The organism is Campylobacter sp. RM16190 (genome assembly GCF_012978835.1).
In the GTDB taxonomy this organism is placed as follows: Bacteria; Campylobacterota; Campylobacteria; order Campylobacterales; family Campylobacteraceae; genus Campylobacter_A.
Window position 1 is genome coordinate 1 of the sequence record NZ_LIWS01000015.1, and the last position, 11,888, is coordinate 11,888.

The following is an 11,888-nucleotide window of genomic DNA, read 5'->3' on the forward strand; positions in this document are numbered from 1 at the left end:
ACTCATTTCTATTTTTGTAATAGTATAAGGTTAATTGACGATAATTTCGCTCGAGCTTCCCCGTTTTAGTGGATTGAAACGCTAAAAACTAAACCCTAAATGGAATAGAGTATAAAATTTAAGATTTCGCTCGAGCTTCCCCGTTTTAGGGGATTGAAACATAGTAACCATGTCACACCTCCTATACTTAAATTAAGAATAGGATTTCGCTCGAGCTTCCCCGTTTTAGGGGATTGAAACAGATGGAAAGGTATATTTAAGAACGTTATGGAGAAATTTCGCTCGAGCTTCCCCGTTTTAGGGGATTGAAACATACTCTGTTTTGTTCAGTGTGTTGTACATTTAAGATTTCCATTTCGCTCGAGCTTCCCCGTTTTAGGGGATTGAAACTCAAAAACCCCACCTCAATCTTTTCTCCATTCTTATTTCGCTCGAGCTTCCCCGTTTTAGGGGATTGAAACCAATTAAGTAGCCCCAAGAGTTATTTTGTAAGAATATTTCGCTCGAGCTTCCCCGTTTTAGGGGATTGAAACAATTGTCCAACTTCCTTGTTAGACAATTTACCTACTAGCTTATTTCGCTCGAGCTTCCCCGTTTTAGGGGATTGAAACAGAACCCTATTTGGGTATACTTTTCCTGTAAATCTCTCTATTTCGCTCGAGCTTCCCCGTTTTAGGGGATTGAAACATGAGGATACCGATTATACCTATACTAGCATCTACCCAAGACATAATTTCGCTCGAGCTTCCCCGTTTTAGGGGATTGAAACGTTATATCAAAATCGTCTTTAGTAGCTTCATAGTATGATTTCGCTCGAGCTTCCCCGTTTTAGGGGATTGAAACGAATGATCCTTAAGACTGTCTAACCATTTGAGACCGGTTATTTCGCTCGAGCTTCCCCGTTTTAGGGGATTGAAACTTTCAAATCCTTTCTAGTTGACTTCCATAAGCCAACAACAATTTCGCTCGAGCTTCCCCGTTTTAGGGGATTGAAACCCCATTAGATGCCATTGTTAGTTTTAATACTATTATTTCGCTCGAGCTTCCCCGTTTTAGGGGATTGAAACATATAAGTCTATAGACTATTTGTGAATTTGTTTAAATAATAATTTCGCTCGAGCTTCCCCGTTTTAGGGGATTGAAACAGTTTTCAATCTCTATCTTATGCTTTTTCATATCTGTCACAGGACAATATTTCGCTCGAGCTTCCCCGTTTTAGGGGATTGAAACGGATCATACTCTCCTCTAGCTTCTATAGTTATATCCTCCCCTGTAATTTCGCTCGAGCTTCCCCGTTTTAGGGGATTGAAACCTTTAAAGACCTCGCAATTGGTCCTATCCCCATAATGAGGATTTCGCTCGAGCTTCCCCGTTTTAGGGGATTGAAACTTTATTTGCTGTTCAGAAAGTGTTGATTTAAGATGGTATTTCGCTCGCGCTGCTCATTTACTAAACAACAAACGGTAAATCGCTCTATTTTATTTACTGCTATTACTACTCTTCTAACACTAAAAATTTCAAATAAAATAAAAATTCAAACTTAAAACGACAATATATGACTTGAGCTTTTTGTATAATTGGATGATTTTGTTTCAAAGACCTAGCGACTAAGAGTAAAAAAACAAAATTCAAAAATAAAGGAAATACAAAAATGGATAGGCTATATTGGTTGTCGTTATTTTGGCGGGCTATAAAAAGAGTAAAAACGAGCAAAATTCTTTTAGTATGGTTTAATAATGTGATGACTGTTCTTAGCACATTTATGATGGGAACTAAAAACTAAACCCTAAATGGAATAGAGTATAAAATTTAAGGATTAGCGGAGTAGTTTAAGCTTTTTAAGGAGGGGCAGGCTTGAAAGAGAGAATTCATAAATTTAGAACTCTTAGTATGTTTAATAAAAACATTGTTTTAAACGGCAAATAGATAATAATAAGTATTTTTTTGGCAGATGGTTTAAAATGATGTTGTATCAAATCAATAGATAGCAAATTTATATAAAATGATATTAAAATTCAACTTATTTTAAAAAGCAACTAAAATTATTATTCAAAATATATTAAAATATATGCTAAAATATTACAAATTTTTATAAAGGGGCTTTGATGGAAAAATACCTTTACGGAGTAAGCGTGCAAGGCATTCAAGGGTTTATTTATAAAACCAATGAGCTTAAGGAGATAATAGGTGCAAGCGAGATAATAGACGGGCTTGGGCAAGAGTTTAAGCCCGATCAAAACTCTCAAAACACAAACAAAATTTATGCCGTATTTGACAGACTAAAAAAAGAAGGCTTAGTGGATAATGTGCTATTAAATGCTGCCGGAAATTTTAGAGCTATCGTTTCGGGTAAAGAAAATTTGTCAAAAATAGTGCTTGACCTACCTAAAAGGATAATGCAAAACGCTTGCGGTATTACGATTTCACAAGCTGCGGTAGAGTTTAAAAACGACAAAAAATACAAAGACATATCATACGAGCTTGAAAAGAGGCTTAAGATACAAAGAAACAAGCCTAGCATAACACTTGATCCTAGCTTAAATTTGATGCTTCTTAGCCCTAAGACTGCAAGAGCTGTATATAAGATAAAAAACGAAGAGAAAATTGACCTCTCAAGCTACCAAAAGTATACAGCCCATAAGGCGTGGTTTGATAAAAATCGCCAAAAAAACGATAAATTTGTAGAACTCAAGGAATTTAGTCAAATTTCAAACTCCAAAAACAAGCTAGCTATCATACATGCCGACGGTAACGGGCTTGGAGTTTTGGTTAAGGAGCTATCAAGCAGGGTAAATTTAAACAACTTAGACGAGATAACTAAATTTTCCAAAGCGCTAGATAAAGCCACTAAAAGTGCTTTTAAAAACGCAAAAGAAACGATAAAAGACCTTAAAGATAGCGAAAAAATAAAACATATCATCTTAAGCGGAGATGATATGACGGCCGTTTGTAGCGCCGATATAGCTCTTGAATTTAGCAAAGCTTTTATGAAAGAGTTTGAAAGGCTTACTCAAGAAGACGGAGATATCAAAGGAAAACTAACTATGTGCGCAGGTATAGCCTACTGCAATGAAAAATATCCTTTTCACTATGCGGTTTTACTCGCAGAGGCACTTTGCGGTGCGGCTAAAAAACACTCCAAAGCATACTATGTAAAAGAGCCGAACAAGGATATAGCTCCAAGTTGCTTGATGTTTCATAATATACAAAGCTCAAATTTTCAAAGCTGGGATAAATTTATCCAAGATGAGCTTACTATAAGAAATGAAGACGCAGAGATAAGATGCGACTTTGGACCGTATTATATAAACGAAAAAGAGCAGGCTAAAGTAGACGACCTCATAAATCTAGTTAAAATCTACAGCGGAGATGATAGCCCAAAATCAAAGCTTAGAGAGTGGTTAAAAGAGCTTGGAGTAAGTAGTAAATATGCAAAAAATATGCTAGATAGGATAAATGAAATTTTAGAATCCAAAAAAGAGTCCTTTGACAAGGCTTTAAAATCTTTACACAGCAGCCTTTCAAGCGAAACTTTAACAATACAAAAAGACGGCTCTCAAAAAACGCCTATTTATGATATTTTGCAAATTTTATCGGTTAGCGGAGGTATAAAATGACTTTACGATATGAACTTAAATTTTTTGATTATTGGCATGCTGGTAGCGGACTAAGCGGTGGAGCCGCTCTTGATAACTATGTGATAAAAGACTCGCGCGGATTGCCTTATATGCCGGGCAAAACCATAAAAGGGCTTGCAAGAGAGGTGGCTGAGATGTTTTGGGATGAAAGCAAAATTCACAAATGCTTCGGCAAACAAAGCGATCAAAAAGGTCAAGACAGCGACGATACCACGATGGGCGAATGTTACTTTAGCAACGCCACGATTGAAGAGAGCGTAGCAGAAGAGATCACGGCAAATAATCTAACTCAAAATCTATTTGATCTTATATCTTCTACTAGAATAGACGAAAATGGCATCGCGGTCGATAAGTCGCTAAGAGATACTGAAGTGACTATACCCGTAACCTTACAAGGCAGTATAGACAATATCTCGCAAGATGATATGGAAGATATGAAAAAGGCTTTAAAAATGATAAAAAGAGCGGGACTAAATAGAAACCGCGGACTTGGAAGATGTGAATTTGTAGTTAAAGGACAATCATGAGAGAGCTTGTGTTTGAAATTACATTTAAAAGCGCGGTTATCTTGCAAGCAAGTTCCAATACTCAAGGCAAGGTCGATACGCTTGATTTTATACCAGGAAGCAATTTTTTAGGAATGGTAGCTAGCAAATACTGCGAATTTAGCAAGCCTTTTGATATATTTCACAGCGGAAAAGTAAGGTTTGGCGATGCGTATCCCGTCATTGACGGCAAGGAATTTTTTAAAATTCCGCTATCTTACTTTCATGAAAAGCTAGATAGCAGTAAAATTTACAACCACCATCTGCTAACAGATGATGATTTTAAAGTCTTTGCGCAACTAAAACAGATGAGAAGCGGTTATATGAGCTTAGACTCCCAAAGACTAAATCTCTCTTATGAATACTCACAAAAAAGTGGATATGATAAGGAAAATAGACGTTCCAAAGAGAGTGCTATGTATGGATATGAGGCGTTAAAAGCCGGTAGCGTGTGGAGATTTAAAGTAAAACTAGAAGACTCTATAAGTAAAGACGATGAAAATTTGATAAAAGACACACTGGTAAAGAGTAAAAGGCTTGGCAAGTCTAAAAGCTCCGAATATGGAGTCGTGAGTATAAAATTTATCAGTAATAGCGCGCAAGAGATGTCTAAATTTGAGCCTAAGGACGATTATAGCTATATCTATGCCAAATCAAGACTTGCTCTAGTGGATAATGATGGAAATCCGACTTATGATTTGCAATATATTTGCGACGGTCTGAGTGATAAAAATATCGATTACTCTAAAACACAGATACGAACATCAAATTTTACCCCTTTTAATACGGCAAGAGGCACTAAGGACTATGAAAGGCTTTGTATAAATAAAGGCAGCGTGATAGTCTTAAAAAATCTTATGAAAGAACAAAAAGAGAGTATCAAAAATGGTGTCGGTGCTTATTTGAGCGAAGGATTCGGAGAGGTGCTGATAAACCCTAAATTTTTAGATTGCGGCACTACAAGTTTAGCCATAACGCTCAAAGATGAAATTTTACAAAATAATCCGCAAAAAAACATCGATACAAAAAGTAATTTAGCGAAATTCCTAAAACAAAAAGAGGATAAAAGACGCGAAATGCTTGATGTGGCGGCTGAAGTAGCGAAATTTGTAAGCAGTAACGAAGGGCGAAAGTTAAGCAGCGTGCCAAATTCGCAATGGGGAGCCATAAGAGCAATTTGTAAAACAAGTTGCGAGGAGAATATCTATCAAAATATTAAAAATTTTATAAGCGAAGGCGTAGCTAAAGAGAAATGGACGGATCAAAAAGATGCAATCCTCTTAAATTCTATACAAAAAAGCTCAAAAAAGCTCGAATTTACCAAGCTTTTGTCAATGAGAATTCCGCGAGTGAAAGGTTAAAATTATGGAAAGATTTTTAGCTCATATAATCATACGCGCAACTTCGCCTCTTAAAGTAGGTTGCGGAGATAGCGATCTGTTTTGCGACGCTCCTGTGCAAAAAGACTGGAACAACTTACCTATGATACTAGGAACTTCCGTTGCGGGAATTTTGAGATCTGCTATAGAAAGTGAGGATAAGGCGCTTGCGGATGAAATTTTCGGTTCAAAAGACGAAAGAGATATAAGCAAGCAATTAGGATCAAAACTAATCGTTTCAAATGCGCTACTTGTAGCCTCCAAAAAGGACAAGGTTTGCGAGGAGCTTTTGCTTAACAAAGATAGTTTTTTAAAAATATTTGAAAACTTGCCCGTTAGAGAGCATGTGTCCATAAGCCACAAAGGCACAGCCAAAGAATACTCCAAATTTGACGAAGAGATAGTATTTAAAGGAGCCAAATTTAAGTTTTCTCTCGAATTTAGCGGATCAAAAGAGAAATTTGAAAGGGTATTAAGCGTCTTGCCCGCTCCTGATATAAGACTTGGCGGAGGCAGCTCAAAAGGGTTTGGCGAATTTTCCGTAGACAGCATAAAATGGGGTCAAGTTCGCCTTGATTCTTATTCAAGTAGTCTAAACGACGATGTATCGTTAAACGAATTCATTAATAAAAAAACAAACACCAACAGCTTTGTAAAATACGAACTATCGTTAGTGCCTGATAATTTTTTCATATTTGGTAGCGGAGTAGGAGATGAAGAGTCAGACCAAACGCCTGCACTTGAAAAAACAATTGACTATGAAAAAATGGCTTTAAGCGATGAAAAAGTTGTAGTTCCGGCAAGTAGCTTAAAGGGAGCCTTGTCGCATAGAACGGTGTTTCATTATAATAAATTTATGCTTGCTAATAACGGCGATTATCAAAAAGTGGGCGAAGAAAATGAGGCTGTAAGAGAAATTTTCGGCTATAAAAAGGATGATAGTAGCGGCAAAAAGGGAAGAATTTTAATTAGCGATTGTTTTAAAGAGTTTTGCGAAGATATGGACACAAAAGTATTTGACCACGTAAGCATAGATAGATTTACGGGCGGTGCTATAGACGGGGCTTTGTTTCAGGAAAAGACAATCGGAGCAAAAACGGACAGTGTAAAATTTAAAATAAAAATTTTAGTAAAAACACCACAAGAGAAAGACGAGTCGCTAGAAAAATTCCAAATTGCTACGAATGCTTTTGAAAATGCTCTTTTAGACGTAGCCCAGGGTCTTTTGCCTCTTGGAGGAATGACCACAAAAGGACATGGATTTTTTAGCGGTGAAGTTATGAAAAACGGCGTTAAAATGGAGAGAAAAAATGAGAAAAAATAAAGATGAAATTTTGAGCTATATAAAAAGCCTTGACGGGTATGAGGGATATATCCAAAGGCTTGGTAGCAAAATATCACAAGACGATATATTTTTCAAACGTAACATAGATGTAAATTTGCAACCGAATGAGTATATCTACGAGGCTCATTTTTTCAGCAAAAATGAGAATAAAAGTATCTTGATCAGACAGATAAATAACTCTTGGATCGTGGATGAAGTTGATTTGAGCAAAATAAACCTAGAAACTGAAGACAATCTGCAAGAATTTTGGTCAAAATTCGGTCCTAAGATAAAAATGGCTCAAATTTGGAAAAAGGAAAATGACGAGCTTTGTGAAGGATTGCCGGTATTTAAGTTAAAAAAGGTAGTTTTTGCCGGTTTTACTGACGATAAAAAGGATGGGAGATGATAGCAGCACCGTATAATTTTGTCCCGTTAAACGATAAGGTTTTCTACCCTTCTTGGGCCGATAAAATAAGTCATGATATTCCGTTTGAAGACGGGGAAAGTGGGGTTATAGAGCTTGAAATCACGGCGCAAAGCCCGATATTTATAAGAAATCACGGTAAAGATGAGACTTCGTCAAGCGAATTTTGTCATTTTATGGACAATGGTAAAAAACAATACTATATTCCTGCAACTAGCATAAAAGGTATGCTAAGAAATGTCCTTGAGATAATGAGTTTTAGCGCCATGAATTTCATAGATAATAAAAAATACTCTATGAGGGATTTAAAAAATGATGCCTATAAACAAAAAGTTGTTGAAAATATAAGATGCGGATGGTTTTTTAAAGACAAAGACAATGAATATAAAATACAAGACTGCGGAGAAGTTCACAGAATCCATTATAGTGATATAGGCGATAAATTCGGTCTTAAAGATTACAAGGAGCAATTTTTAAGAGGGAAATTTGACGAGAAGGCAAGTCCGTTAAAAAATGCTTGCAGAAAGTATGAGATTATAGGATTTGATAAACTTAAAAATATCTATAGTTTTAAAAGTTCCGGATTGTTTAATGGCAGAAAAATGGTTAAATTTGATAACAACGGCGAACTGAAAGGGAAAATTGTTTTAACAGGTCACCCCTCAGGAAGAGATGAGGTAGGAAAGAAAGCATCCGGTAAAATTTTAGACTTTGTTTTTATCGAGAGAAATAATCCTGAAATTTTAAATGTTTCAAAAGAGACTTTCGAAAATTTTAAATTTGCATATTTTGACGGAAGGACAACACAGCCAAAAGAGTCTGTCGACTGGAGCTTTTGGAAGCATAAGTTAAAAAATGGCGAACAAATTCCTGTATTTTTTCATAAACAAGGCAAAGAGGTAACCAGCTTTGGTCTATCTTATCTTTATAAATTCCCATTTAATTACTCAACAAAAGATGCTTTGCTAAAAATACAAAAGAATGAAGATAAAATTGACTTATCGGAGGCTATCTTTGGCTACAGTAAAAAAATAGGAAAAACACAATCCTTATTAAAAGGCAGGGTTTATATCTCGCATGCTAAACAAGATGGTAAAGTTAATACATTAAAGGAAAGAGAAGTCTTGCTGGGCTCTCCTAAAGCGTCATATTATCCAAACTACATTTCTCAAAACGGAAAAGAATACAAGACATTCAATGACAGTGATGCTGAAATTGCAGGCTTTAAACGTTATCCGGTTCATAAAATTTTTAAAATGCAGAAAATAGAAAAATCCACTCAAACCTCATTGATTACGCCCATTGACACGGGTGCAAAATTTAAATTTAAGATCGTTTTTCACAATCTTTTGCCTATTGAATTAGGTGCGTTATTGTCCGCTATTAAATTTCATGAAGTAAACGGCTGCTATCACTCTATAGGCATGGCAAAACCTTACGGATACGGCAAAATTAAACTTGATATAGTTGGTCACTCACTGAGTAATGATATAAAACATTATCTTAAATCGTTTGAATCGGCTATGAATAGTGAAATTTTTAATGGAGAGATTAAATGGCATGAGAGCATGAGGATAAAAAACTTATTTTCTATGGCAAGCGAGCAAAATAATAACTCAAATTCAAAGCTAGAATATATGCAGCTTCAAGACTTTGCAAAATCAAAAAATACAAAAGACTATCTAAAAAGATATGTTGAACTGAATGAAATTAGGAGTATATCGCCTAAATCTTTGTCGGATAAAGATAGTATTGATTTATATAGGCAGTTCATTCAAAAACAAACAGAACAAAATAGATTGTTGCAGGAGAAGTTGGAAAAAGAGGCAAAAGAAAAAGAATTTAATAAAGCTACCGAAAGCATGAGTGAATTTGATAAGAGATTGTATAAAATTCTAAAAGAAAATGTTGAATATGCAAATATTCCAAGCAAGAATACTGCTGTATTTAAAATTATATCCGAAACTAAAATTTTTGATGATATGAAACATGAAGCACTTTGCAAATTAAGAGAGATGCTAAAAATAGATAAAGAATGGAAAGAAGAAACAAATTCAAAAAAGCCTCAAAATGATAGAATATATCAAAGGACTTTAAAAGTTAAAGAAATGCTAAAAGAGTTTGAAAAGTGAATAAATACCAAAATAGAGAGCTTCATAAGATCTTTGTATCTTTTTTGGGAAGCAATGCTATAAGCAAAAAAGGTATAGCCATGATTGTCATGATAGTTGTATCGTTTGCTTGGCTTCCTGACGGTTTTAGCGCACTATTTGATAAATTTTTTGGCGGAGAATTTCTTAAGTGGGAGTTCAAAGACGGAACTATGCTTTGCCAAATTTTAGGTGCGATTTTTATGCTTTATACGGTTATGAAAATGATACCAAAGAAAGTTGCAGATGTAGATATTTCTATAAACGAAGCACCTAAAAAAGCTAAAGCTTTAGTATTGTTTTTGAGTAAAAACGATAGGGCTGACGATGATATAAATTTAAAAACTATAAACGATTTTAAAAGTAATTACAAAATGCCTTTGGTTGCTATAAATTATCACAAAGATAGGCTAGAAAAGATTGTTTTAGTATGTTCCAAAGAGTCTTTTAACCAAAAGGACAAATTTATAAAATGTGCAGAGAGTATATTTGGTAATCATTTGAGTAATATGATGGATACAAAGTGTATTGATAGCTTGGAGATGGCAAAGGATGTTTATGACTGTTTGGAGCAAATTTATAAAGATTTAAAGGATTCTAAAATAGATGAAAAAGAGATAGTATTTGACGTTACAGGAGGTCAAAAGGTGGTTGGTATAGCAGGCGCTATATTTGCTATACCAAACGATAGACATTTGCAATATGTATCTACAACAGATTATAAGGTTAGGTATTATGATCTTACTTATGAGAAAGATACAAATTAATCATTAATGAGAGGGTGAGTAATATGTCTAAAATTTTAATAAGCTCTATAGGAGCAGGTGACAAAAGAAGTGGTGACTATAGATTATCAAACTATTCTTTAGATGGAAAAGTTTATAAAGATAAGAAATTTATAGCAGATGTTCTATGTGAACATATTAAAATAGATAAGCTTTTTTTGGTTGGAACAAAAAAATCTATTTGGGATGCAGTTTATAAAGAATTTGGCGGTAATGATGAGGATGAATTTAAAATTTTAGAAGCCAAAGAGAATAATGAGATCTTAAAATACATTCCTGTCATAACGGAACAGATAAATAAGAAACTTGGAGCAAGCGGTTCAAAATGTTTTATTATAGAGTATGGCGTTGACGAGGAGCAGCTTTGGTCAAATTTCAATCAATTTTTACAAATTTTTAATGAAGTTTCAAAAGGCGACGAAGTTTATCTTGATATAACCCACTCTTTTAGGTCTTTGTCTTTAATGAGTTTTGTTATGAGTGAATTTTATGCCAATACACGAGATTATAATATAAATATCAAGGGTGTATACTATGGAATGATAGACATAATGGCAGAAAATAACGGTATCGCACCAATAGTTAATTTAAAAATGTTTTTTGAACTTTTAGAGTGGTCAAAAGCTATTAAGAATCTAAAAAAATTTGGCAATGGATATGATTTAATGCTTTTAGTTAAAAATTCAGATCAACCTGAAAAAATAAAAAATAGCTATACAGATTTTTCTTATGCATTAGGTATGTCTGATGTAAGTGCTATACAAAAAAGCATAAGGTCTTTAAGTGGCGAAATTTTTGATTTTAGTTGTCCTAATAATACTATGTTAAGCATAGTATCAAAGGATCTTAAAGAGTTTATAGATATTTTCAAGCAAGAAAAAGTATCTGATTTGCAGCTAGAGTTATCACAATGGTATGCAGACAACAAAAATTATGCTATGTCTTATTTAACTTTGGCTGAAGCAGCTTTAAGTATAGTTTGCGAACAAAATAATCAAGATCCATCAAGTAGAGATAGTAGAGAGAGTGCAAAAAATGCATTGCAAAAATATGCAAAGTTAAAATATAGTGATGAAAGAAAGAAGTTTGCAGAAAAGTATCTTAAAGTTAATAGTATTAGAGTTAACATAGCACATAAGCTTGATCAGGAAAATCAAAGATCCAGATCTAATTCAAGAGATAGTGTACAAAACTTATCAGAATATATAAAAAACATAAAAGAGATGAAGAAATATCGTTTTGAAATGTAAGAGTAATATGAAAACCCTTTTTATATTAATGAATCACTCGTTAACAAAAGAGCAAGAAAAAGATGCTGTCAAAAATTTAAATATAGATAATTTTGTGATTATAAGTGATGAAAAGTGGAGCAATATAGATCCTACTAGTAAAAGCGTTTTAAGCAGCATTGAAAGCTATAAAAATAAATTAAAAGAAAACTCGAAGCTAGGTGATGTATTGTTGGTGCAAGGGGATTTTGGAGCTACATACACTATGGCAAATTTTGCAAAAAGTATCGGTTTAATACCGATTTATGCAACTACACGTAGAATCGTTAGTGAGCAATTAGAAAATGGCAAGCTAGTAATAAAGCGTGAATTTAAGCATGAAAGATTTAGGGAGTATGAGTAGGGCCTTGT

General features: G+C 34.4%; 10 protein-coding genes and 1 CRISPR repeat array. All 10 genes read left to right on the forward strand.

The window, feature by feature from the left end; translation table 11 throughout:
• The first annotated feature begins 43 nt into the window (after nt 1–43).
• Nucleotides 44–1,389: a CRISPR direct-repeat array (repeat unit 37 nt; unit sequence ATTTCGCTCGAGCTTCCCCGTTTTAGGGGATTGAAAC).
• Between the two features lie 262 nt (nt 1,390–1,651).
• Complete coding sequence (locus tag CDOM16190_RS10875; protein ID WP_283956951.1) at nt 1,652–1,783, forward strand: hypothetical protein; 132 nt, start codon at nt 1,652–1,654, stop codon at nt 1,781–1,783.
• Between the two features lie 322 nt (nt 1,784–2,105).
• Nucleotides 2,106–3,617 carry a Cas10/Cmr2 second palm domain-containing protein gene (locus CDOM16190_RS10210; RefSeq protein ID WP_170020700.1) on the forward strand — a complete coding sequence of 504 codons (1,512 nt, stop codon included), beginning with the start codon at nt 2,106–2,108 and terminating at the stop codon, nt 3,615–3,617.
• Complete coding sequence (locus tag CDOM16190_RS10215) at nt 3,614–4,165, forward strand: RAMP superfamily CRISPR-associated protein (RefSeq protein ID WP_170020702.1); 552 nt, start codon at nt 3,614–3,616, stop codon at nt 4,163–4,165. The genes CDOM16190_RS10210 and CDOM16190_RS10215 overlap by 4 nt, the downstream gene beginning before the upstream one ends.
• Nucleotides 4,162–5,544, forward strand: coding sequence for a hypothetical protein (locus tag CDOM16190_RS10220; RefSeq protein ID WP_170020703.1), 1,383 nt, complete (start codon nt 4,162–4,164; stop codon nt 5,542–5,544). Before CDOM16190_RS10215 ends, CDOM16190_RS10220 begins: the two co-directional genes overlap by 4 nt.
• 4 nt (nt 5,545–5,548) lie before the next feature.
• Nucleotides 5,549–6,886, forward strand: coding sequence for an RAMP superfamily CRISPR-associated protein (locus CDOM16190_RS10225; RefSeq protein ID WP_170020705.1), 1,338 nt, complete (start codon nt 5,549–5,551; stop codon nt 6,884–6,886).
• The gene (locus CDOM16190_RS10230; RefSeq protein ID WP_170020707.1) at nt 6,873–7,295 is read left to right on the forward strand and encodes a TIGR04423 family type III CRISPR-associated protein; all 423 of its coding nucleotides are present in this window, start codon (nt 6,873–6,875) and stop codon (nt 7,293–7,295) included. Before CDOM16190_RS10225 ends, CDOM16190_RS10230 begins: the two co-directional genes overlap by 14 nt.
• Nucleotides 7,292–9,445 (forward strand): TIGR03986 family type III CRISPR-associated RAMP protein, encoded by a 2,154-nt coding sequence (locus CDOM16190_RS10235; RefSeq protein ID WP_170020709.1) that lies wholly within the window; start codon nt 7,292–7,294, stop codon nt 9,443–9,445. The genes CDOM16190_RS10230 and CDOM16190_RS10235 overlap by 4 nt, the downstream gene beginning before the upstream one ends.
• On the forward strand, nt 9,442–10,230 hold the full coding sequence (locus CDOM16190_RS10240) for a hypothetical protein (protein ID WP_170020711.1): 789 nt from the start codon (nt 9,442–9,444) through the stop codon (nt 10,228–10,230). Before CDOM16190_RS10235 ends, CDOM16190_RS10240 begins: the two co-directional genes overlap by 4 nt.
• 23 nt (nt 10,231–10,253) lie before the next feature.
• Nucleotides 10,254–11,498, forward strand: coding sequence for a TIGR02221 family CRISPR-associated protein (gene csx2, locus CDOM16190_RS10245; protein WP_170020713.1), 1,245 nt, complete (start codon nt 10,254–10,256; stop codon nt 11,496–11,498).
• Between the two features lie 7 nt (nt 11,499–11,505).
• Nucleotides 11,506–11,880: a CRISPR-associated protein Csx20 gene (gene csx20 / locus CDOM16190_RS10250; protein WP_170020715.1), complete on the forward strand. Its 375-nt coding sequence runs from the start codon at nt 11,506–11,508 to the stop codon at nt 11,878–11,880.
• Nucleotides 11,881–11,888: the final 8 nt, after the last annotated feature.

Excerpts from the sequence above, each read along its gene's own strand:
- csx20 (WP_170020715.1), top strand. The coding sequence starts at position 11,506 with ATGAAAACCCTTTTTATATTAATGAATCACTCGTTAACAAAAGAGCAA.
- CDOM16190_RS10875 (WP_283956951.1), top strand. The coding sequence starts at position 1,652 with ATGGATAGGCTATATTGGTTGTCGTTATTTTGGCGGGCTATAAAAAGA.
- CDOM16190_RS10220 (WP_170020703.1), top strand. The coding sequence starts at position 4,162 with ATGAGAGAGCTTGTGTTTGAAATTACATTTAAAAGCGCGGTTATCTTG.
- CDOM16190_RS10235 (WP_170020709.1), top strand. The coding sequence starts at position 7,292 with ATGATAGCAGCACCGTATAATTTTGTCCCGTTAAACGATAAGGTTTTC.
- CDOM16190_RS10230 (WP_170020707.1), top strand. The coding sequence starts at position 6,873 with ATGAGAAAAAATAAAGATGAAATTTTGAGCTATATAAAAAGCCTTGAC.
- CDOM16190_RS10225 (WP_170020705.1), top strand. The coding sequence starts at position 5,549 with ATGGAAAGATTTTTAGCTCATATAATCATACGCGCAACTTCGCCTCTT.
- CDOM16190_RS10215 (WP_170020702.1), top strand. The coding sequence starts at position 3,614 with ATGACTTTACGATATGAACTTAAATTTTTTGATTATTGGCATGCTGGT.
- csx2 (WP_170020713.1), top strand. The coding sequence starts at position 10,254 with ATGTCTAAAATTTTAATAAGCTCTATAGGAGCAGGTGACAAAAGAAGT.
- CDOM16190_RS10210 (WP_170020700.1), top strand. The coding sequence starts at position 2,106 with ATGGAAAAATACCTTTACGGAGTAAGCGTGCAAGGCATTCAAGGGTTT.